Origin of the sequence: Vibrio sp. NH-UV-68 (genome assembly GCF_042940635.1) — a bacterium.
GTDB classification, from domain to species: Bacteria; Pseudomonadota; Gammaproteobacteria; order Enterobacterales; family Vibrionaceae; genus Vibrio; species Vibrio pacinii.
This window is the reverse complement of sequence record NZ_CP134976.1, coordinates 136,209-158,731: the sequence shown is the minus strand read 5'-3', so window position 1 is coordinate 158,731 and position 22,523 is coordinate 136,209. Positions and strand designations below refer to the sequence as shown.

Genomic DNA, 22,523 nt, shown 5'->3' with positions numbered 1-22,523 from the left:
TAATGAATCTTAAGCAGTGTTCTATCGCTTTAGCCTCTCTGATGGCAAACGCAGTTTTTGCTGATACCGATGTTTACCTCACCAACAACTCGGCACAGCCCTTGATCATTCAAGTTAGTCAGGAAGGTTCTGATTTTCTCAAATATGGCGAAGAGTGGCAGCAACATACAGAAACCCTTGGCCCTTGGGAAACCAAACCGGTGTTGAGTTTTAATCGCTGGGAAGGGGTTAAGTCGGGTGAGACGTACCGTTTTAATACGGTGGTTTCAAACTCCATTGGTGAAAGCGTTACTTTGCAGCAAGTGATGAAAGGGCATTGGTACAATTCAACACTTGAGCATGGTGTCTCAGCGACGGATGTGGCTCTTTCACTGCACAATGATCGCAACGTCCACCGCTTTACTAGCCAAGCGTTTGGCGAACGCCGTGCCGAACTTGCTTTTAAATCGATGAAGACGGCGCGCTATGACGACCTGCATTACACTATTACGCCGCAAAAAAACGATGAGACGGTTGAGCAAGATGCCAACACGCTAAAAATGATGACTTATAACATTTGGGCACTTCCTGCGATTGCTTTACACATTGGAGAACGCTTTGATTTGATTCCTGATTATGTCAAAGGTTACGACGTGCTTGTGCTGCAAGAGGTGTTTGCCAGTGGGCGAGCAGCTTTTTTACGTGAGTTAGCTAAAGAGTACCCATATCAGACAACCATGCTCGACAAAGACGGATTTAATATTTACGACGGTGGCGTGATGATTGTTAGCCGTTACCCGATTGTTAATCAAGCGCAATATGTTTTTCCAGACTGTACCGGTACTGACTGTTTTGCTGACAAAGGCGTGAATTATGCAGAAGTGATCAAAGGGGGAGTGGCATACCATGTTTTTGCCACTCATACGGCGTCTTACGATACTGATACCGCGCGCGATTATCGTCAACGCCAATTCAAACAGATGCGTCAACTTGCTCAATCACTCGATATTCCCCACAGTGAAAGCGTGGTCTACAGCGGCGATTTTAACGTTAACAAACTTAAGTTCCCTAGCGATTACCAACAGATGATCGCTAACTTAAGCGCGGTTGAGCCAAGTTACTCTGGCTACAGCGCTTCAACGTTTGATCCACGCATCAACGACTTTGCCGGAGAAGTGACGTCAGGGGAAGAAAACGTTGAGTATTTAGATTACGTGATGGTTAGTAATGAGTACCGGATTGCATCATCAAGTGACAATCGAGTTGATGTACCGCGTTCCACCGATGAGCGTCTGTGGACACACTACAATCTATCGGATCACTTTCCTGTTACTGCGGTGATTAAGTAATGTTTCGCCTCTTGTTAATCTTAATGCTCGTCTTTTTGGCGAGCATTGTCGGTTGGTTAGCCTTCGGGCCAGATAACCCGTTGCCGTCAGTCGAGAGCAATGTGGCTCGCGCTGATTCTTCTCAAGTTTCGTTAAGCCAGAGTGTGCTTTTCAAGCAAGTACCATCAAAGCGAAAGGTTGCCTCACAAGACACGGCAGATTCATCTGTGACACCTTCTGAGTTACAGGGACGAGCACTACAGCAGCAACTGGAGACGTTTTGGCTGACGTGTCAAAGCGAGCAAAATTGCCAAGCCCAATTGGCACAGTTGAGCTCGTCACTGTCTGATCAAGACTACGACTTAGTGGCGAATTACCCAGAGTTAAAGCAGCAGTGGCAATACAGTATCGGCTCTATGGAGCTAAATCAGTTTGCGACACTGGCGGAAAAAGTGGCACAAGTGAAGCGGCAGGCTGAAATGGTGTGGGGGCTAGAGTCAAGCCGAGTTCTGGCTGACGAGTTTACACTCTACGATTTCTCCTTAGAGGCGCAATCTCTTATATCGCAACCTGCTGAGGAGTATGTGCAGCAATACCAACAGCTTATTGAACGCTGGCAAGCTAATGAGGCCACGCTGAGTCTCACAAGCGATGTTGCTAGGTTTGAGAAAGCGCTAACTTTGCTTCCATCAAACTATACGTTAGCGCAAAGGCAGCAGGTGGTTGAGCAGTTATCGTCTCTCTATCTGACGCCTACGCAGGTGAGCGATATTCTTGCTCGCCAGCAGCAAGTTGCCACGCAAGAGCAACAGGTGATGGACTACCAGAGTCAGCTCTCTGAGCTTAAGTTTTCATTAAGTTCTCAACGCACAACAACTTTCGCTCAGATGAGTGATTCGCAATGGCAAGCCTACTACCAACAGCAGATTGATCAGTTTCGTATTGAGTTTTTTAGTATTAACTAATTGTTAAATAAGTGTTTAATGGAAACGATTGCTTGATGGGTTAGGGGACATATTTCTGAATCAGAGTCTAAAACGCAACTGTTGTTATTTTAGTCATTTCATTGATGTTTGTTATAAAGCGCCAGCAAATTATTATTAAAAACAGGGTGTTAATAATGAAACAACGTCAATGGGTGCTTGTCAAAGTTGCGGGTGCTTGTCTACTGAGTGGCTTGAGTAGTTACGCTCACGCTAACGTACAATGTGATTATCAAGATTTAACTCATAACCAAGCTTGGATAGAGCGTGTCGCTGGTGCCGAACAAACATGCTACCAATCCTGGTTTAATGCGCCATCAGAAGCGGCTTTGACGCTGTACAGCGAAGCATCACTGGCTCCGCTGGTTCAGCGTTTGTCCGCAGAAGTAGACCAGTACCGGGCCGAAAAAGGGCAAGCGCAACGTATTGCCAATATGAGTGAGCTGCTTAAAGCGGCCTATTACGCTCGCTACGCGACTCAAAATCAGTATGGCTATTTCAGTGAGCCGTTCAGTCGTTCTATCGCTCAGCTCTCAGATCGCTTTATTCGTTCAGGTTACGCCACCAACTTAGGTCTTGAACAGGTACAGGCGATGTCTTCCATTACTCTACTGGTGGATAGTGTTAAACAACTGCCCATTACGATGGATTCAATGATCTCTTTGCTCGACTCGTTTAACCGTCAAAGCAGCGAAAACCTACGCTATGTTGACGGATTGAACAATCTATTCCGAGCTATGAATGGGCATGTGGTACGAGATGAGTTTTACGCGGAATTAGTACGTAACCCAGCGTATGTGCAACGCTTGAAGCGTTTTGTCGACAACAACTTATGGGCGCTTGGCACAGATGCCGAGTTCTTGGTTTATAACGCAGTGCGTGAAACTGGCCGCTTGTTGGCAGGACGAAACACTCAGCTGAATCAGCAAGTCATGCCGTTTCTAGAGCATATTTTGAGCCGTTACCCGCTTGGTTCTGAGCAAGAAAAGCTGTGGGTCGGAGCAGCGGAAATGGTGGCACACTATGCACCAGACAAAGCGCGCGAACTGAACATTGCAGCGAGTAAAGCGCAGTTAGAACAGCGTTTATTGGCACATCGATTTGAATGCAACGGTGCTGCGATTATTCGCTCGCAGAATCTGACTCAACAACAAGCACAGCATGCGTGTGACATCCTCAATGACAAAGAAGCGGACTTCCATCAAGTGGTGAATTCAGGCCAGATTCCTGTCGCAGATGATAACAACAGTCAGGTTGAAGTTGTGGTGTGGCAAGACAACGCTGCCTACACCACCTATTCAAATTTTTTGTTCGGTAATAGCACCGATAATGGCGGTCAGTATCTTGAAGGAAACCCCAACCAACCTGCCAACGTGGCGCGCTTTTTAGCTTACCGTTATGCGAGCGATGAGTTGGCGATCCTTAACTTAGAGCATGAATACGTTCATTACCTTGACGGCCGCTTTAATCTGTATGGGGGGTTCAATGACACGCTGAGTGAGGGCCATATTGTCTGGTGGCTAGAGGGCTTTGCTGAGTACATGCATTACCAGAAAGATTATCAGGCTGCGCTTGAACTCATCGGCTCGCAAAATTTATCGCTGAGTGAGGTGTTTGTCACCAACTACCAGCACGATGTGAATCGTATTTATCGCTGGGGCTATTTAGCGGTGCGCTTTATGTTCGAAAAGCACCCTAGTGAAGTTGATACTCTTTTGCAGTATGCAAGAGCTGGAAACTACCTAGAGTGGGCTGAAGAGGTGACTTCATTAGGTGTTGCCCTTGACCAAGAATTTTCTGATTGGTTGGATATAGTAGCGAAAGATTCATCTGGTAATGGTGCAGATGATATTGATCAACCTAACGTGGAGCAGATCACAAGCCTTGCGCTTAATCATACACAAAGCTTTTCAGCTCAAGCTTACCAGGAACACCTTTTCTATGTAGATGTCCCCGAAGGTACTGAACAGTTTAATGTATCAATCACTGGTGATGGTGATGCCGATCTGTATGCTAGTTACCAAAACGTTGCTCATTATTATGATTACCAAACTTCTCATTTTGGACTGGGTAGTGACGAAGTGATTGAATTTCAAACTCAAGCAAATGGGTTAGTTGCACCGGGGCGTTATTATTTCAGTTTGACGGCACGTGAATCGTTCCGAGCTGTTGAGGTGAAGACCTACGCTAAGAGTAAGAGTGTTCAACAAACCGATGAGCGCACACCTATTGTTGTGGAAAATAGTCAGGCGAATGTACTGACTATCAATCAAATTCGGTACGCTGGTTTGTATGTCAATAGACCGGGTATCGTGCGAGTCTGGTTAACAGGAAAGCAAGCAGACCAAAGTCCAGTCAGTATGTTTGTTGGATTAGAAGGGTGGGCATCAATGCAGCAATATGACTTTTCCACACAAGGTCAGGGAATAAATCAATACCTTGAATTTGAGGTCGAAAAACCGGGTTATGTGCACTTTACCCTGTCAGCACAGCAACCAAATAGTGTGGTTGAGTTATTTACGGCTTACTAACCGACAAGACCTATGACTAAGGTGCTAATTTTAGTGCCTTAGTTTATTATATTTTAAATGTCAAATTATTAATTTTAAAATTTTAAATTTACGAGTTAAGCAATATTAAATACCAAGAAAGAAATGTTATACAGTGATCTTGAGCAAGAATTTTGTTTAGAAACTAATCATTTTTCTTCCTCTCATCAATGAAGCTGATTAGGTTGTAAAGGTAAGAGCAAAAGCTCTACTACTGATGATTATTACAACAAGGAACGTTTAATGCGACCGAATCTTTCCATCAGCTTAATGCTTACAACGGCAGTGGTTGGCTTTCAAGCCAATGCAAATTCTATCGATCTCCAATCTTTAGACACAGCGTCTAAAGTGGAGCGAATCAGCCAGCAAAAACAACAGTTGGCACTTCAGTTCAGTCAGCGATACCAAAGTTTGGAATCGAGCTTAAAAAATCGGATTACAGAGCAACACCTCTCTGCGTCTATCTCTGATATTCAAGCGGTTCAACCCTACTCGGCGTTTAGTCGTCAGCTACAAAAAGCCGATCAAAATTACCGATCTATGAAAGGAGTCGATGATTTTACGGATTCTTTGATTGAATTACGTATCGCTGATGTCTCTATGATCGAAAAATGGCAACAAGGCGAGAGCCCATTGTTCGCGTTTGAGCCTGCTGGCGATGACTCAAACTGGCAATACATTGAGGCGTACGATATCTACGGTCAGCTTCACCAGCTTGATGTCTATCAACTGCCTGATGTACCAGTATTGGTTGTCGACAGCAACGGCGCCAAAGAACTGCGCGCTGGTCTTCAAGCGATGCAGGCTGAAATGCAGCGTTTAGGCCAGCAAACGAACCTGACCATAGATGAGCCGGAGGTGAAAACGAAAATCAATCAAGTCCGTCGTTCAGTGATGTCTGAAGATATCCAACCTTTGAGCACTACCCAGTTGACTAAAATCCGTCTAAATGACGACCAAGAACCTTGGATCTCGGGTAAAGCTGAAGTTTATGCGATCATCACTGGTGTTGACCCAAGCCGCGCCGAACCACAAATCGATCTCGTCGAAATGCCATACCTCGACTATGATGGCCAAGATTACTACCCAGGGCAGACCATCATCTTGTGGCCTCGTTACCGTTGGGGCGCGGTCGATATGATTTTGATGGAGCAAGATGATGGCACAGATTATAAAGAGTTAGCTAAACTCCTGATCAGTGCCGCTGGCGAGATCTTGAAAATGATCCCAGACCCAGAAGTGCAAGGCTATGCGATCATCGCCCAAATCACAGGTAAGATCATCGATGTTATTCCTGATGGCGTTCTTACTAATGACGATGATTATGTAGACGTTTATTACACGCTAATGCAAAACACGCCCTATATTGACCGCCCGGGCGCCGGGGGAAATGCCACTGCGACTTTTAAGCCAGTGACGATTGAGCCAACTGAGTAAATGAAATAGAAAATGGGATCGCAAGATCCCATTGTTACTTAGACGTTGGTTAATATTTAGTCTTGTCTTAACCAGACTGCCGCTACGCGAGAATGACGTTAGTGACGTTGGGTTTTATGCTTGGTATAGCGTAAACGCTTAGCCGCATACATTCGTTTGTCGGCGAGATCGATTAAGTTATCGATTTCCAGTCCGTCGCTTGGGATTAATGCGTAACCGCAACTGGTACTGAGCTTGATGGTTTGGTTTTCAAAATGCAGCGGTGCTACCAAGTTTGATTCAAGGTTGTAAACAAAAGTCTCGACGTCTTTCACTTGGTTGATTGGAGAGAGGATAACGCCGAACTCATCGCCTCCCAATCTCGCGACGGTATTGGATACGTCACTGACTTGTTGAACGCGTTGGGCAAACTCTTTAATCACGGCATCTCCGGCGCGGTGCCCATGGTTGTCGTTAATCCTCTTCAGCCCGTCCAAGTCACTAATAACAACAGCGGACTGCTGATCAAACTTTTGGCACTGAGCAACAGTAGTGCGAAATCGATCCATAAACAGCGCCCTATTGGCGAGCCCGGTCATGTCGTCGTGAGTGGCTTTAATGAATAGTGCATCGCGGTCATATTTTTCACACAAAGACATCATCGCAGCCACCATGATGGCGAGTTTATCTAGTAAGAATATGTCTGGTTGGGTAAATTTATGCGCTTGAGAAGAGGCGGCTTTGAGCACCCCAATAGTTTTGCCTTGGTAGGTTAACGGCAGCACAACCATGGCACGAATCCCCATCTTACGGCAGGCCGCTTTATCAACCCTAGTATCCATTTCTGAATCGGGGCAGGTTAAAATCTCACCAGAGGTAATACACATTCCAGATAAGCTTGAGCCAATACTAAGCCGCAGACCAAGGCTTTTGGCCGCGATCCCAGAGGCTGCGCGGTAGACCATCGCATCTTGTTCAGCCAGTTCAATTACAGCGCCGTCTGCGTCAACCAGGGATAAAGTCCTCTCGACAACAAATTGCATGATCATGCCGAGATCAAGCCCCAGTTTCACTATCTCTGACTGGATATTGATGACTTGTATCAGTTTCTCATGTGACGGCATACATTCCTCAAATAGATCCATCTAGATTGAATACCAATATGAGTATGAGACCGCTCAGTCGCAGCGCTCAACCCAACTCTCAAATGCCCCCTAATCTAAATAAAAACATTGATGACGCACAGTTATAAATATAGTTCCATCAATAGTAAGCGCAATAATCAGCGGCAAGTAAGCCCACACTAAAGCATGATCAATTGTAAATGTATTTAACCAAAATGATGCTGCGCGGTACGTGCTAAGCCCGCGGTGACAGACCCAAAGTAGTCACCTGTGACCATTTCAATGCCGGGTAATTGCTGTTCAATCAGTGCGCGCAGCATCGGCGAGCGAGCACTACCCCCGGTGACATACACGACATCGGGTTTGGTTTCTGATTGGAGTAATACTTCATCAATCAGTTGACTTATCTTGAGGCAGGTACTCTCGATGGCTTGGGCAAAATCGCTACGGTTACACTCAATCATGAGTTTTTCGTCGCGCAGGACAATGTGTTCAATTGCGTTGTCTGCACTCGATAGTGCAATTTTCATGAGCTCAGCACCACGGACTAACTGATGACCTAAACGGTTCTGATAGACTTCTAATAAGCGTGCCAGTTGCTGTGGCTGCTTGGCCTCTTTATGCAAGTCGCGAAGGGCCATGCGGTTACTTGCTGCATAAAAATCACCCTGAGCGGTAACACTATTGATCGCCACCGGATTCCAAAATTGGGTCAATGGCATTGCGCGGCCACTAAACAGCTCGCTACCTCGGCCAAAATACGGAGTAATCTGCTGAAAAGCGACATTAATATCGAGGTCGTTTCCGCCGACACGGCAACCGGAGTGAGCGATTAAGTCATCGCTTCGATCACTTTTTTTCGCGCGCTCTGGGCCCATTTTTAAGAGTGAACAGTCGGTTGTACCACCACCAATATCGACGACCAACACTAACTTATCTTTGGTCAGAGTTGCTTCAAAATCTACTCCTGCAGCGACGGGCTCAAATTGGTAGCTTACCTGTTTAAAGCCCGCTCGTGTTGCTGCGGCATCCAGTATTGCGATTGCTTGTTGGTTGGCTTTGTCACCACCGGTTCCTTGAAAGTTCACGGGGCGGCCAATGACCGCGCTCTCGATCGATTGTGCGAGCTGTGTTTCTGCGCGATTTTTGATATTGACCATCATGGCGCACACCAGATCTTCAAAAAAGCGTATCTGTGGTGCTTTGAGTCCCGTTGCGCCAAGAAAGGATTTCGGGCTTTTGACAAAATAGTGATCGTCAGGGTCACTCAAGTACTGCTTTAGTGCCGCATCACCGAATAAAATATCGCTCGGAGTGACATCAATACCTTCTTCATCGTTGAAGCGAATAGCGGCGCGAAGGAGCTGCTCACCGACGGCGTCACTGGGTTTGATATTGTGATGACGAAACAAGGACTCGGTAATGGACTCGCGAGTCGGTGCACAAATCGTGGAAGCAATATAAGTCTGATCACCTTCTAACTGAACCAGCGTGGGCTGGTCATCTTTCATGACGGCAACTGAGCAGTTAGCGGTGCCATAGTCAAATCCGATGTACATATTTCGCTCCATTTCAAACCATAGTGAAAAAGGGGGAGCAAGTTTACCCACTTTAGGGACCGATTCAATACATAATTTGGTCGCTAAAAACAAGTAAGGATTAATCACATGTGGCACATGCCACTTAAGTGTTGTCAAAAATGTATCAGGTTAAAAATTAAACATTGTGTTTGTTTGCTATGCGCTATTAAAAAAACCAAGATCAACCGCGTCGTCTTGACTGATGCTGATAGCTTTTATTTGGGGTTGGTTCGCGATGGATGATGTGACTAGTGTGATCGCACCACTGTGCGACCTATTCTATACCCTTGCGACCTCCCTATTGTCTATATCCGTCTGAACGGCTGAGCGTTTTAACGAGGCAGTTAAGTTCCTCTATTCAAACAACCCCATTTTGGAGAACAATAATTATGGAAAAAGCAGTGACAAAGGAACATTCAAATGTCCCCTTTTTTAGGAGATATACAAAAGTATGTATGTCAAGGACAGTGAAAACCATCAACATCTTAATGATGTCTATATCTGTTGCCCCTTCAGTGTTGGCTGATAGCCCTTCTATCACCTTTGCTGTGTCTGGAAAGATTGTCCCTAATAGTTGCACCGTAGAAGCTCCACAAGGTGGAGATTACGATTTCGGAGATATTTCCCACACTTTACTCAGCTCAAGTGAAACCAAGCTGCCGGCCAAAGCTCAAACTTGGGAGATTTTGTGTGATGGTCAGACCTACTTAATGGTTAGCAGCGTTGATAATCAACAAGACAGCGTGACCTATAATTCTTACAACTCCTTTGGTCTGGGCTTTAATGGCGAGGGTAAGGTGGGCTACTACACTGCCCTCATAAGTGACCTCAGCGTTGATGGCCAACCTGCAAAAGCTGGAGGATATACGGGCAGTGCAGGCTATCCTGATTATTCTATCCATTCGCCCTCAGACCGAAGCTTCCATGTTTATGATGAGGTTTTCTTTCCCTCTAAGAATGGCATGTGGATCGCTTGGGCTGCGGCAAAAAACACCCTGTATGCGGGTCAAAAATTCTCTGCTGACATCACTATCCAACCAATATTGGCACGAAACAGCGATTTTGGTGATGTCACGACGGATGTGAGTCTACAAGGCTCTATGACAATGAATTTCTCTTTTGGTATTTAGTGAGGTAATTAATGAAAACTCTATTTATTACTCTTCCTTCCATGCTCCTGACCTCAGTTACTCTGGCTAGTACGCCGACCGCTGAGATTATAGTCAAGGGTATCGTTTCGGTTCCATCGTGCACGGTAGCTGCTGAGGATGGTCAAAGGTTTGATCTTGGCCAAATTTCGTTGTCAACACTTCAAGCTGACGTGGTTACCAAGGCTCTGACTATCAATTGTAGTGCAGAGACGTATATGTTGTTCAGCGCAGTGGACAACCGTGCTGGAACTGCAACTGCTAGCTCTAACACCTCATTTGGTTTCGGTACGCACAATGAGGAAAAAATCGGTACTTACCAAGTCAAGATTGACAACGCAATGGTCGATGGCGTTGATAAAAAATTAGCCTTTGACACTGATTCTTTTGGGTTGTTTACTCCGTCACAAGAGCAGTGGTTAGATACGAGACCTAACGCTTTTATTGGTTGGTCTGACACGAGTAACACCTTGAGCGTGGGGAAAACTTTTACAGCAGACCTGTCGGTACACCCTAGCTTTGCGAGGCTTGAAGCCGCGGCGGAAAATATTGATCTAAATGGGTCATTTACGATGAACTTTCGTTTTGGTATCTGAATATGTTGAATAAAACAAAGGAGTTGAAACTTATGAAAATGCTTTTTTTTCCAAGCTTACTCATTATTGCAGGCTCTGCCATGGCCGCTCCCGCACCGAATTCAGAACTGACGGTTTCTGGGACAGTGAGGGCCCCTTCATGTACCGTGACTGCCAGCGAGGCAGGTGTATACAACTTTGGAGAGATTTCTTCTTCTCAGGTTGGAAGGGAAGATAAAAAACTGGGAACCGTAAAGCAAACCTACACGATTAACTGTGATGCGACCACTTATTTGACATTCAAAACGGTGGACAATCGCAGCGATTCTGTGACTTCGTCATCAACAACCAGGTTTGGTCTTGGTAAAAACGGAGACCAAGGGAATATAGGTTATTACACAGGTAGAGTTATAAACGCCTCTGTTGATGGGGAACTGTCTAAATTGATGCAGTCTGAAACTAGCAGTTTCAATGCTGTTGAAAGCGTGGTTCTAACCAATAGTTCTACCTATGTGACTGGCTGGGCAGAAGGGAGCAGTAAGCTAAAGAGTGGCAGAAATTTTCAGGCAGATGTGGAAATTACTCCTTACTTGAGTAGAAGCTCTGATTTCGGGCCAATTGTGAGTAACGTTGAACTAGATGGTTCAGCTACCATGAACTTTGCCTTTAGTATTTAACACTAAAGTATTGATGTACAACAAACAGGAGGAGTTAATCTTCCTGTTTGATGAGAGGTTTCTTTAATGTTGAGGTTTAAACCTAAGGCAATATTGCCTTTTCTTTTGGCCACCCTTTTGGCTTTTCCTGTGTTAGCGACCAGTTTTAAGCTACAAACCAACACCGTCATTTTAGAGGCGGGTAAACAGGATGTCACCTTCAATGTGGCAAATACGGGACAGACTCCGATGCTTCTTTTGACGACTTTAGAAGACTTGCCGGGGGATGAAGCCTTCGCCGATAGGGTGTTGATTAACCCACCTGTAACCCGAGTCAATGCTGACAGTACGCAATACGTCACCTTTACTTTGCGCCCAGGCGATCCTATCGACCGAGAGTACCTGTTGAAAGTGGGATTTGAAGGGGTCGGCCAGCCACGAGCAAACAACATCAGTATTCCCGTTCGTCAGGAAATAGGGTTTCTTATTACACCCGATAACTGGGTACCTAGTGGCACTCCTTGGGAGGCTTTAACTCTGACCAGAAAATCCGATACGCTGATTCTGCATAACCCTTCTCGCCAAGTGGTTAGACTCATACCACAAGTTACGCTGGTAAAAACGGGTAAAACCGTTGGCTTTGGGCAGCCTTACCTTCGTCCCGGAGAGCGCGTGACTTTGCCTGACATTCCCATTGGTGCAGAGTCGCAAGGGTTAGTGCTCTCTCCATTGAGTCGTTATGGGTACAAACTCAAAGATGTCACATTTTGGGGGCAGTAGTGAGATAAGATGAAATGGATCATCATTGGAGGGATATTTATATGGGGATGGGCTTTTTCGCTAGTATATGCCAAAGAGGGGAAAGGCTTTGTAGTCTTTGATAAGGCTTTGTTGGAGAGTCGCGGTATTTCTTCAGATGTGGCAGACTTTTTTGCTACCGATAAAAAGTTTTATCCTGGGGACAACGCCGTTGAAGTGGTAATTAATAGTTCAATAAAGAAAAAAAGCGCTCTGTTTTTTCAATCTGATGGCACCTTGTGTTTTGACCAAGCCTTAGCGAAAGCACTGACTCTAAAATCCACTTATTTTGGGGATAGCTGCGCACCACCCTTATTGTTGGAGGTGCGTTATCTGCCAGACGAAAATGCTGTGCACCTAACATTGCCCAATGAATACATTGATACCTCAGACGCCCCTCTACCCTATGACACTGGAGGGGTGGCAGGGCTGATGAACTATCGAATCTATGGCAGTGTTTTTCAGTCGCAAACAGAGCGTATTCCTTCGTTGAATGGAGACTTAGAGCTGGGATTTAATGCCTATAACTGGGTTTTTAGAAGTCGTGAATACGTTAACTTTTATCGTAATGAGTGGTCGCTGAGCCATCAGGAGTTTTATTTGGCGACCGAGGTATTCGACAAAAGTACGTTGTTTCAAGTCGGCCAGCTTCAAGCCAAAAGTGATAGCTTTGGTGGTGTGGGGTTTACTGGTATGCAATGGTCATCTACCAACTATTCCTTGCCATCTCAGCAATTGCTCATTCCTGTCGAAGGCACCGTCACAGAGCAATCTGTGGTGGAAATTTCGCAAGCCAATCGGGTGATATACACTACCATGGTGCCACCTGGTTCGTTCCGCATTGAACAGGTCTCTGGGATAACCTCGGGGCGGCCGTTGTCCGTGTCGATCAAAAACAGTCTTGGGGAAGTTGACACGTTTGAGGTGCCCACCATCGCCGAAGGAAAGCCGAGCACACAGGCGGCTAGTTTTAGCATTGCATTGGGCGCTTATGAAAGCGAGGAGGAAGGGGGGGGATCTCCCTTAGTGTTGGCTGAATATCGAGGGCCTTTTTTAAATGGCATGGGGTTTGATTATTCCGCACTCTGGTTGGGCCATCAGCAGTACTTAGGGTATGCCGGGACGTTCCATTATTCAGGCGATCTTTGGAGTGGTTTTATAAAACAAAAATATTCGAATAATGAATTCAACGGATTAGGCTGGAGTTTAGAGACCAGTGTCAATACCAACTGGTGGGATAAGCGAGGCTCGGTAGGTGTAGCGCTTAATAAGTTCTCGCCAAATTACCGCAGCGAAAGTGATGTCGGTGATGCAACAGAAAGCGATAACAAGCCCGATTACTCTTACTCCTTGTCCGCGTCTTTGAGCCTGAATAATTACGGCAGTATTTCTATGTATCACAACAAAAGCGTTCAATACAATGATGATGCCATCACCACCTACGGACTAAGTTACAGTAAGTCGTTCAATATAGCGAACTTGTCGGTTAATCTGCAATCACGCCATAGCGAAGAGGGAGAGAAGGACGAATCTGTTTATGTCACCGTTCAGGTGCCTTTAGGCCCAAGAGAAACGGCTTCTTGGAACACGAATTATACCGCAAGCCAGTGGTATAATAGGCTATCTTATCGCAATCAGCTTGACGACGGTCAATGGTCGCTAGACTACAGTCGAAGCGGTGACAGCGATAATGTCGCCACTTCTTACAGTACTCAAAAAGGATTGGGTAGTGTTTCTGTTGGGGGGAGTGTTTCAGATAATCATACTTATTCCTCCTATGTCAGTTTGAATGGTGGTGTCGTGTTGGCCAAAAAGGAGTTGATTGCTTCTTCAGCACCTATTGGGGAAACCTTTGCCGTGGTGTCTATCGACGATACTAAAGATATTGTTTTATCTGGGGGAGGGGCGCAACAGGTAACGAATGAGTCCGGCCTAGCAGTAATAAACCGTATTCCTGCTTATCAGGATACTGTGATTCAGGTAGTGCCCAGCTCTATTCCAGATAACGTTAAATTAAACTCTATCAAAAAAAATGTTCAGCTTTCCTATGGCTCGGTGGGCTTTCATCAGTTTGAAGCCTCACATCACCATTCGGTCGTCTTGTCGGTCCAGACGGAAAAAGGAGAGAGACCGAAACTGGGGGCTTTAGTTAGTACTCTTGAGGGGGAATACATTACTACCGTTATTGGTCAGGGACTTGTTTTACTTGAGGATGACGCTATTACGTACCCTCTTTTTATTAAGATGGGGTCCCAAGCGCATTGCCGAATTGATGCGCCAGATTTTTCTCAAAATCAAGATGCATCTAGTTATGAAACCTCGGTGATATGTCATGAATAAAGAGAGACCGATGATGGGCTGTAATGTGTGGGTTGTGGTCTGTTTGAGTGCGTTGCCTATGGTTACCTTTGCCTCAGAGTGGTTTGGGGAAATGGAACTGGGAGTGTTAGCTGTTCAGAGCAATAAGGTGGATGAGTTCGTGTCTCGTCCATTTTTAGGGCTAGGACTAGGTAAAGCCATAAGTGATTCACTGAGTGTGGGAGTAGGCTATACTTTTTTTGCAACGCAGGATCCAGAGATGGAAGAGTTAGAAGCTGACTTGTATAGTGTGAGCGCCACTTATCATCGAACGCAATCTAGGTTTGGTTATTACGGTCGTCTGGGTGTGACTTATTGGACTTCTACTTCGTGGCACGGGGCTGAACAGGGTGTGTCTCCACTTCTTGAAACGGGCGTGAGTTACGCTTTTACCGATGATCTCGCTGCTCACCTTGGTTATCGTCTGACTCCTGGTGTAGGCGATACGTTTGATGTGCACCAAGGGATACTTGGTGTTCATTATTATTTTGGTCGGCCTGACTCTGCATCTCCGACGGAGCACCTCACCTCCTTGAATGTGGAGAGTACAACTACACCTCCACCAGAGCCGCTTTCTCCGGCGAAGGTGGAGAAGGCTACATTAGCTGAGATGATTCGTGATGTTAAATGGCTGCTACCCCCTTTTGAGTTTGACCATGTCAACCTATCCTTCGATCATCATCAGGCTCTTAACCAACTGGTTAGTGGGTTAAAACAGGGTGAGCAGGCTAAGATTAGGATCGTCGGCTATACGGATGAAGTGGGTTCCACTCGTTACAACCAGCGTTTGTCGGAGCGGCGTGCCGAATCGGTGAGACAAGCATTGGTAGATAAAGGGCTGCCCAATGCATGGATCACTACTGAAGGGAGAGGTGAACAACTGCCAGTATTTTCTAACCATACACTAGGAGCACACCATCATAGTCGTCGACGCGTTGAGATCGTTATTCAACAGTTTCAGTGTGACCAGGTATGCCCAGCTATTCTTAAAGGGGACGAGAGTGATGAATAAACATTCTGGATTGCTAGGTTTATCCTATCGGTAAGTTTTCGTTACCACGCTCTGCGCTTATTGTGCGCTACTATTTGTCTTGTCGTTGCTAAATAAATTGTTGGTCGATGTTAAATATTTGTCGATATTGATCTCATCAATCTGCGCTGGCTTTAGGTATTGCTGGGCATAAATAAGATAGACTTTTTCTTGGATGAATAACTTAAACAGCCTGCTATCTAGATGATTGTCTTTAACCATATTATGCAAAATATCGAGCGCGGCACTGATGGTCTTAGGTTGTTTATACGGTCGATCAGATGCAGTCAGAGCCTCAAATACATCAGCAATTGCCAGTACGCGCTCGGGTATCGAAAGATCCTGCGCTGATAGTTTGCGTGGGTAACCTGTGCCCTTAAGGGTTTCATGGTGAGTGGTCGCGTAACGCGGTACCCGCTCAAGATCTGGTGGGAATGGGATGTTATTGAGCATTTTGATACCGCTAATCATATGCTCATTGATCTTAAATCGTTCTTCTACCGTTAGTGTGCCACGGCGAATCGTTAGGTTATAGATTTCACCTAGATTGTACATGTGCTCTGGAATTTCCATATCAATTCCTAGATCAGGGGCAAGCTGATAGTCTCTCTCGCGTTTAATAAGGTGAGAGAGCTTATCGCTGAGCAGAGTTTCAAGCTTGTTTTTGCATAGTGGTTGGCGTTGATAACGTTCGAGCTCATTCGAAGATAAGCCTAAGCTGTCATCAAAATATTTATACCAAGTCTGTTGGCCAATCGTGACGATTTTTTTGATGCTTTCATCACTCATAAACTCACCACCGATATTGGCTTGAGCGATAAATTCAAATTGTTGATTAAGTGTGCTAAAGCGCTCGGATAACGTTTTTTCTGCTTCTTCATCGCTTATTGTGCCATTTAGCTGACTTTCTAGCGCCGCGATTTTCTCATCGCGCCACAGCACCTCAAAACGCGTACGAATTTCATGGATGCGGTTGTAGTTAGTTTCAAGCTTGGTCGCTTTGTCGACCACATATTCGGGTGTGGTGATCTTACCGCAATCATGCAGCCAAGCGGCAACTTCAAACTCACGCCATTCAGCACGAGTCTTAAAACTAAAACCATCGAACTCAGTGCTATCACTATTTTGTACCTTTTCCATCAACATCATGGCTAAATCAGGAACACGCATACAGTGGCTACCAGTATAAGGCGATTTTTCATCGATGGCATCGGCAACCAGCTTAATAAAGGAGTCGACAAATAGCTGTTGTTCTTTCTCGTAAGCATGGAGTGCTGTAGCCATAGAGCACATGGAATCAGAAAGCTGGTGAGTCTCTTTTATACGGCTAGGAATGAGTTCGATCTGGTGGTAACGACGCTGTGCAATCAGCTTTGATTGGCGTTCTATTTCTTTAATTGGTCGCACTACGGGAATCGCTAATACCCATACTACTGGTAGCAGTAGAAACAATATAATCAAAGAGTAGGATAGAAAGTAGTAAATACGTTGATTGACGGAATCTAATATTTGTTGTTTTTTGATTAAAATTGCAACGATTTGTTGTTCTGATGTGGCAAGCTTTTCTAAGAATAAGTAGAAGTGTTCACCATTAAGTGTGATCTCTTGGATCGTTCCATGATTCTGAGCCGCTTTACTCAGTTCGAGCAGCGATTCGTAAGGAATATGGGTGTAAATAGGACGCTCTCTCATCCACTTACTTCGTAAGTACTGCTGGCCTTTTTCATCAGTGATACTGTCTAAAGCCTGCGAAATGATCGGAAGCAGATCGGCGTGTAAAGGTTTAACTTTTAAACTGAAAGTATCATTGAGGATCTGTGCTGAAATCGGCATCACGGATGAATTTTTAATCGCGAGGGTTGATATTTTCTTATCTAAAACCAGAGCATTATCAAGCACGGCATCGATAATTCCTTGATTAAGTTCTTCTAGAGCTGCGCTCAAAGTCGGGTATTCATTGAATTGGGCTAGTGGTAAGGCTTGTTTAAACTGATTGAGAATAGTCCAACCTTCGAGTACACCCACTTTCAATGCTTGAGTTTGCTGCAACGTTTCAATATTGGTGTCATTGTTGGTGACAGCAAGCGCGTAAGGTAAAGAATACATAGGTAGTAGGAGATTAGGATTGGGTCGTTCAGAATGACTGCCAGTGGCGACAGAGTGAAGTAGGTCGATGTGTCCTTGATCAAATTGTTGTACTAGCTTTTCCCAGTCCAAACCATTGATATAATTGAACTTTAAGCCAGTTTTTAAACTAATTAAATTCATCAGGTCGATCGCATATCCGTACGGATGGCCGGAGACCGCGAAATCGATCGGCTCCCAATCAAGTTGGCTTGAAACTGTTAATGGTGGTGTTCTGTTGATAAGCGTTTTTTGCGCCTCGGTCAAATTCAATGATTGAGTCACAGGAAGGTCTTGATCGATCTTGATGTCTTGATTAGTTGCGACTAGGCGACCATCCTCTAGGAAGAGGTAAGCTTCGAACGATTTTTCAGACATAATGGCCTGATCGTTACGTTTTAAGTAAGACTGAATGGTAGGAAGTGTGTAGTCGAGACCAACAACAAGATTAGTGTTTTGGATTCGTTTTGAGTAGGTCTGCCCACTAATATTTAGGTGGTTGAATAGGTAAGGTTCGGTTTTGTTCACTGTATCGACACGGGCGTCTTGAAACCATGGACGTAGCGAGGGAATTAAATTGCTTTTAACGGTCATGCTGCGTGTTAGTTTTAATGCATTATCGTAGAAGTAGAGGGTCTTGTTGCGACCTTCGCTAGTAGTGTAGTGGTCGACAACAAGCCAATTCTCATCGGTTTCACTTGCAATTTTTCTTTGGCTGGCTTTGGCATTAAGGTTGATGACTTGAAATAGATTCTCTTGATCATCTGCAAGGTAGGTGCTGTAGATATTGTCGTCGTATGACAATATGGTTGTAAATAATTTCAGTAACTGATCTTGATCTTTGATGGAGATATCAAAGATGTCGAATGATAAAGCGGCTTTATCTATCAGACCGACAGCCGTTTTATCCAGTTGTAGCAACTGCGTTTTTATGTGACTTGAAATGTTGTGGTATTTGAGCAGTGTGTTATCGAGCTCTGACTTTTTATAAAAGTAATATTGCAGCGAAACGGCAACAGCGATGGTGGTGGCGGTGACCAATACAAATAATGTCCCGAGGGCGACACGGATGGTCACTTTTTTACCTTTAAGCTTCATAGTTTCGCTCGATTGTCCTCTCAATTTATCCGTGACTATATGAACTTGTATGAATTATGTAAAAGTAAATAAGCAGTGATTGAGAGCCGTTGTCAGACTTAATACATATTTGCAGCTGCACTAACTAATCATAACTATTAGTAAATTGTGTGTTCTCTTGCCTACTTTGCAATAAGGGCACATCTCCTATTTAGAGCGAGAGTTAAAAATAAAAGGTTTTATGCCGTTCGATCTCGATAATCAATTTTTCTTTTCAGGATAAATATAATTTGTTTTCAATTATTTAACGTTTGCTCAATGATGCGCCTGATCCCAGCATGGTGCTGGCTTTGTTTTGGATAAGCAAACTATGAAATCATTGATTAAGGGCTTGATGGTAACCGCGCTGGCATTTAGTTCTTTTTCCTATGCTGAAAAGACAGTACTCAATGTCTATGCGTGGGGTGGCTATTTACCGGAAGCCTCGCTAAAAGCTTTTGAGAAACAACAAAATGTGGTCATCAACTACACCACGTTTGAAAATAACGAATCTATGTACACTAAGCTTAAGCTAGTCAAAGGCAGTGGCTACGATGTGGTGTTTGCGTCGGCTTATTTTATCGACAAAATGGCGCGTGAAGGGTTGTTATCTGAACTAGACCACAAACAAATTCCTAATATGCAAGACACGATGTATGGCTTGCTTGGCCAAGCACACGACTCACAAAACCGCTATTCACTTCCTTATATCTGGGGTGTGACAGGCATCAGCTACAACCAGCAAATGGTCGATGCGCCGATCACCCGTTGGGCTGATCTTTGGGATGTAAAATACACTCAGCAAGTGATGCTGATTGACGATATCCGTGATGTGTTTGGCATGGCGCTCAAACTGAAAGGCTTTAGCATCAACAGTCAAAATGAGGATGAAATCAAAGCCGCGTATGACTCGTTAGTCGATCTACAAGAGAATGTCTTGCTCTATAATTCAGATGCACCGCAAATGCTGTTTTTGTCTGGTGACGCTGTAGTTGGTATGCAGTGGAATGGAAATGCCTATCAAGGTCAAGTAGAGATGGCAGAATTGCAGTTTGTGATGCCACAAGAGGGAGCGATACTGTGGATGGATAACTTCACCATTCCATCGGGCAGTAAAAACAAAGCCTTGGCTCATCAATTTATTAACTTTATGTACCAAGCTGACAATCAGGCGGAGATCGTCAAGAGTTTAGGTTATGCATCGGCAACCAAAGCCGGACGAGCCTTATTGCCTGATGAATTAAAAAATAACCCGACCATTTTCCCCGCCGAGCAAGATGTCAAAAACGGTGAGTTTATCAATGATGTCGGCCCACAAGCGCTGGCCATTTACGAAAAATATTGGCAACGATTAAGAACCCAATAGTCAAATAACCAAAGGAGTGCAGTGCGCTCCTTTTTCATGTCAATGGTTGACTCGTTTTAGTGGTTCGCCCAACTCGAACTGACGACGAAATTTAGACGGGGTCATTTGTTTAACCGCTCTAAACTGGCGATTAAAGTTGGATAGATTTTGAAATCCTGATTTTTCTGCTACCAAAGAAACGGGGTTATTGGTATTCACCAGTAACTCACACGCCTTACCTATTCGATACTGTTTAAGATGATCAGAAAAACTCACCCCATAATGCTTTTCGAAAAGACGATAGGCTGAGCTTTCACTAAGGTGGAGCGACTGACACAAATCGGAAATTTTGATCGAACGATGATAATTTTGTTCAATGAAACGTGACGCCAGCTCGACTTTTCGATGGGCGTCTTTGTCGTCAGTTAATTGGTTGAGACGATAAGGTGTCGATGAAATCTTTTCGGTGTTGAGGTCATCACTGAGGTGAATTAACACCTCCATCAAGCGAACGGCTTGATGGTGTCGCGGTAAATCTTCAATATTAATTAATGCTTGAGCAACGGTTTCGGCGGTGCCTTGAGAAAATTTAAGCCCATATGCGGCCTGTTCCAGTACTCGCCTAAGATGACGGGCTTCTGGAATGGCCGCTTGTAATCTTTCAACCCAATGCTGTTTAAACCATATTACGATTGAGCGATGTTCTTTTTCTTTGGTGGCAGAAATGGTGCCTTTAATCAAATGGGGTAGACCTGGGCCGTATAACAACAGGGTATTTCGCCTCACTTTACCAATCGCATCGCCCGCTAGGTAATGACCAGTAAAAACATCATCGTCATCAAGATAGAGCACTAACTCATACTCAGCGTGGTAGTGCCAAGGGCAAGAGAACGTCTGCTTGTTCACTTGGCAGCGATAGTCGCGTACCAGCCAATCGTAGTTGGGCGTGCTGAGCACATTCTCGATAAATGGTTTCATATCAATTCCAAGCTAAATGAGGCGATAGATTAATGTTACTACTTCTTTTCTGTCAAAGAGTTCTTATATATTGAATGATTAGTATCAGAGTTGGCTCGAATAACATCATTTCATCATAATGAGTTTGGTTAGACTAGCGGCAATAAATCATTGTTCAATAGTCGATAAAAGAGGGGCTAAAATGTACAAAGATAAAACTGCCATGTTGTTTGTTTTTACCGCATTTGTTGCTGGCTTATGTGGTGCATTTTTTTACCCGCTTTCTAGTTTATTTATCGTTGAAGAGCTAGGCGCAGAACCAACTAAGCTGAGCCTATACATGTTTTTGTCTGTGGTAAGTTCGGTGGTTGTTTCACAACTATTGGCGGCGAAATCAGACCGCAGTTGGTCACGAAAATCGATTTTATTGGCTGCACTTTTTTGCTATTTAATTACGGTCGTCAGTTTTACCGTGGTGCGTGATTATTGGACGGCGGTTATGATTGCCACCGTATTTGGCAGTGTCAGTGGGGCGTCTTTTGGCCAATTGTTTGCGCTAGGTCGTGAGTACGCTGATAAACATGCCAGTGACAGCACCACCTTTCTTTCGACTATGCGCGCTGGCATTGCCATCGCTTGGGTATTTGGGCCTCCTTTGGCGTTTATTCTCAAGGCAAGCTTTGGTTTTAACGCTTCGTTTATGGTTTCGGCGGCGATAGTGACGGTAGGTATTGGCGTGGTCGTGCTGTTTTTACCCAATGCTAGTTCACCTAATCACAGCGTTAAAGTTCAAGGTGATCAAGCGTCCCAATCGTCAGCTGTGCAATCGAGTCACAACAATGGCCTAATTGCGCTGTACTGCTTGGCGTTGGTAGCGGCGTTTTCGGCCAATAATCTCTATATCACAAGCATGCCGCTTTACCTCTCACAAGAACTCCAAGTTAACCCTAACTGGCTTGGTTTTCTATTTGGCGCTGGCGCGTTGTGTGAAATTCCAGTGATGTTATGGGCGGGTAAATTGGCACAGAAACTCGGCACCATCAAACTGATGACGATGGCGGTGGTCAGCGGTATCGTGTTTTATTGCATCATGTTAACCAGCACTTCGTTTATCGCCATGCTGGGTGCGCAGCTGCTCAATGGTTTCTTTATTGGTGTTTGCGCCACCCTAGGTATGGTGGTACTGCAAGATATGATGCGCGATAGACTGGGCACAGCTTCGACGCTTTTTTCCAGTATGCTTAGTCTGAGTATGTTGGTTTCAAGCTTGTCGATTGGCATAGTGGCGCAAATGTTTAACTATTACAGCACCTTATATGTGTCACTTGGTGGTTCAGCGTTGGCGGTAATTTTATTAATGGTGTTTTCATTGAAAACGCATGTTGATACTCCTTTGCGTAACGCAGCGGTTTAAGGGGGCTTGAGTCAGTAGCTGTCACTGCGCCGCTCTGGGCGCG

Annotated in this window: 16 protein-coding genes; 12 read left to right on the top strand and 4 right to left on the bottom strand. The window is 44.8% G+C overall.

The window, feature by feature from the left end; genetic code table 11:
• Positions 1-2 precede the first annotated feature (2 nt).
• From ViNHUV68_RS15125 to ViNHUV68_RS15110, 4 genes are all read left to right on the top strand, one after another.
• On the top strand, positions 3-1,328 hold the full coding sequence (locus tag ViNHUV68_RS15125; protein WP_391091326.1) for an endonuclease/exonuclease/phosphatase family protein: 1,326 nt from the start codon (positions 3-5) through the stop codon (positions 1,326-1,328).
• A complete protein-coding gene (locus ViNHUV68_RS15120; RefSeq protein ID WP_391091324.1) occupies positions 1,328-2,272 on the top strand; it encodes a chromosome partitioning protein ParA in 945 nt (314 codons plus the stop codon). Before ViNHUV68_RS15125 ends, ViNHUV68_RS15120 begins: the two co-directional genes overlap by 1 nt.
• Positions 2,273-2,427: 155 nt before the next feature.
• A complete protein-coding gene (locus tag ViNHUV68_RS15115) occupies positions 2,428-4,821 on the top strand; it encodes a collagenase (RefSeq protein ID WP_391091322.1) in 2,394 nt (797 codons plus the stop codon).
• Between the two features lie 261 nt (positions 4,822-5,082).
• Positions 5,083-6,276 carry a DUF3103 family protein gene (locus tag ViNHUV68_RS15110; RefSeq protein WP_391091320.1) on the top strand — a complete coding sequence of 398 codons (1,194 nt, stop codon included), beginning with the start codon at positions 5,083-5,085 and terminating at the stop codon, positions 6,274-6,276.
• Positions 6,277-6,374: 98 nt separating this feature from the next.
• Here the strand turns inward: ViNHUV68_RS15110 and ViNHUV68_RS15105 are convergent, their stop codons facing one another.
• On the bottom strand, positions 6,375-7,400 hold the full coding sequence (locus tag ViNHUV68_RS15105) for a diguanylate cyclase domain-containing protein (RefSeq protein ID WP_391091318.1): 1,026 nt from the start codon (positions 7,398-7,400) through the stop codon (positions 6,375-6,377).
• A gap of 185 nt (positions 7,401-7,585) precedes the next feature.
• Entirely contained in the window at positions 7,586-8,938 is a 1,353-nt protein-coding gene (gene yegD, locus ViNHUV68_RS15100) for a molecular chaperone (RefSeq protein ID WP_391091316.1), read from the bottom strand.
• A 410-nt stretch (positions 8,939-9,348) separates the two neighbouring features.
• On the opposite strand from yegD, the gene ViNHUV68_RS15095 reads away from it, so the two are divergent.
• From ViNHUV68_RS15095 to ViNHUV68_RS15070, 6 genes are all read left to right on the top strand, one after another.
• Positions 9,349-10,089: a DUF1120 domain-containing protein gene (locus tag ViNHUV68_RS15095; RefSeq protein WP_391091314.1), complete on the top strand. Its 741-nt coding sequence runs from the start codon at positions 9,349-9,351 to the stop codon at positions 10,087-10,089.
• Between the two features lie 11 nt (positions 10,090-10,100).
• The gene (locus tag ViNHUV68_RS15090; RefSeq protein ID WP_391091313.1) at positions 10,101-10,703 is read left to right on the top strand and encodes a hypothetical protein; all 603 of its coding nucleotides are present in this window, start codon (positions 10,101-10,103) and stop codon (positions 10,701-10,703) included.
• 32 nt (positions 10,704-10,735) lie between these two features.
• Positions 10,736-11,359, top strand: coding sequence for a DUF1120 domain-containing protein (locus ViNHUV68_RS15085; protein ID WP_391091311.1), 624 nt, complete (start codon positions 10,736-10,738; stop codon positions 11,357-11,359).
• A gap of 66 nt (positions 11,360-11,425) precedes the next feature.
• Positions 11,426-12,118, top strand: coding sequence for a fimbria/pilus chaperone family protein (locus ViNHUV68_RS15080; protein ID WP_051686482.1), 693 nt, complete (start codon positions 11,426-11,428; stop codon positions 12,116-12,118).
• A 9-nt stretch (positions 12,119-12,127) separates the two neighbouring features.
• A complete protein-coding gene (locus ViNHUV68_RS15075) occupies positions 12,128-14,476 on the top strand; it encodes a fimbria/pilus outer membrane usher protein (RefSeq protein WP_391091309.1) in 2,349 nt (782 codons plus the stop codon).
• Positions 14,469-15,506, top strand: coding sequence for an OmpA family protein (locus ViNHUV68_RS15070; RefSeq protein ID WP_391091307.1), 1,038 nt, complete (start codon positions 14,469-14,471; stop codon positions 15,504-15,506). The genes ViNHUV68_RS15075 and ViNHUV68_RS15070 overlap by 8 nt, the downstream gene beginning before the upstream one ends.
• A gap of 57 nt (positions 15,507-15,563) precedes the next feature.
• On the opposite strand, the gene ViNHUV68_RS15065 is transcribed toward ViNHUV68_RS15070, so the two are convergent.
• Positions 15,564-18,746: an HD domain-containing phosphohydrolase gene (locus ViNHUV68_RS15065; RefSeq protein ID WP_391091305.1), complete on the bottom strand. Its 3,183-nt coding sequence runs from the start codon at positions 18,744-18,746 to the stop codon at positions 15,564-15,566.
• Positions 18,747-19,095: 349 nt separating this feature from the next.
• Between ViNHUV68_RS15065 and ViNHUV68_RS15060 the strand changes: the two genes are divergently transcribed.
• A complete protein-coding gene (locus tag ViNHUV68_RS15060) occupies positions 19,096-20,130 on the top strand; it encodes an extracellular solute-binding protein (RefSeq protein ID WP_391091303.1) in 1,035 nt (344 codons plus the stop codon).
• Positions 20,131-20,169: 39 nt separating this feature from the next.
• Here ViNHUV68_RS15060 and ViNHUV68_RS15055 read toward each other — a convergent pair whose 3' ends face one another.
• Positions 20,170-21,087 carry an AraC family transcriptional regulator gene (locus ViNHUV68_RS15055; protein WP_038173244.1) on the bottom strand — a complete coding sequence of 306 codons (918 nt, stop codon included), beginning with the start codon at positions 21,085-21,087 and terminating at the stop codon, positions 20,170-20,172.
• A 181-nt stretch (positions 21,088-21,268) separates the two neighbouring features.
• On the opposite strand from ViNHUV68_RS15055, the gene ViNHUV68_RS15050 reads away from it, so the two are divergent.
• A complete protein-coding gene (locus tag ViNHUV68_RS15050) occupies positions 21,269-22,480 on the top strand; it encodes an MFS transporter (protein ID WP_391091301.1) in 1,212 nt (403 codons plus the stop codon).
• The last annotated feature ends 43 nt before the right edge of the window (positions 22,481-22,523 follow it).

Bases quoted from the DNA above. Each gene is read 5' to 3' on its own strand.
- ViNHUV68_RS15070 (WP_391091307.1), top strand. From the start codon at position 14,469: ATGAATAAAGAGAGACCGATGATGGGCTGTAATGTGTGGGTTGTGGTC.
- ViNHUV68_RS15060 (WP_391091303.1), top strand. From the start codon at position 19,096: ATGAAATCATTGATTAAGGGCTTGATGGTAACCGCGCTGGCATTTAGT.
- yegD (WP_391091316.1), bottom strand. From the start codon at position 8,938: ATGTACATCGGATTTGACTATGGCACCGCTAACTGCTCAGTTGCCGTC.
- ViNHUV68_RS15050 (WP_391091301.1), top strand. From the start codon at position 21,269: ATGTACAAAGATAAAACTGCCATGTTGTTTGTTTTTACCGCATTTGTT.
- ViNHUV68_RS15065 (WP_391091305.1), bottom strand. From the start codon at position 18,746: ATGAAGCTTAAAGGTAAAAAAGTGACCATCCGTGTCGCCCTCGGGACA.
- ViNHUV68_RS15125 (WP_391091326.1), top strand. From the start codon at position 3: ATGAATCTTAAGCAGTGTTCTATCGCTTTAGCCTCTCTGATGGCAAAC.
- ViNHUV68_RS15055 (WP_038173244.1), bottom strand. From the start codon at position 21,087: ATGAAACCATTTATCGAGAATGTGCTCAGCACGCCCAACTACGATTGG.
- ViNHUV68_RS15080 (WP_051686482.1), top strand. From the start codon at position 11,426: ATGTTGAGGTTTAAACCTAAGGCAATATTGCCTTTTCTTTTGGCCACC.
- ViNHUV68_RS15115 (WP_391091322.1), top strand. From the start codon at position 2,428: ATGAAACAACGTCAATGGGTGCTTGTCAAAGTTGCGGGTGCTTGTCTA.
- ViNHUV68_RS15075 (WP_391091309.1), top strand. From the start codon at position 12,128: ATGAAATGGATCATCATTGGAGGGATATTTATATGGGGATGGGCTTTT.
- ViNHUV68_RS15090 (WP_391091313.1), top strand. From the start codon at position 10,101: ATGAAAACTCTATTTATTACTCTTCCTTCCATGCTCCTGACCTCAGTT.
- ViNHUV68_RS15105 (WP_391091318.1), bottom strand. From the start codon at position 7,400: ATGGATCTATTTGAGGAATGTATGCCGTCACATGAGAAACTGATACAA.
- ViNHUV68_RS15085 (WP_391091311.1), top strand. From the start codon at position 10,736: ATGAAAATGCTTTTTTTTCCAAGCTTACTCATTATTGCAGGCTCTGCC.
- ViNHUV68_RS15120 (WP_391091324.1), top strand. From the start codon at position 1,328: ATGTTTCGCCTCTTGTTAATCTTAATGCTCGTCTTTTTGGCGAGCATT.
- ViNHUV68_RS15110 (WP_391091320.1), top strand. From the start codon at position 5,083: ATGCGACCGAATCTTTCCATCAGCTTAATGCTTACAACGGCAGTGGTT.
- ViNHUV68_RS15095 (WP_391091314.1), top strand. From the start codon at position 9,349: ATGGAAAAAGCAGTGACAAAGGAACATTCAAATGTCCCCTTTTTTAGG.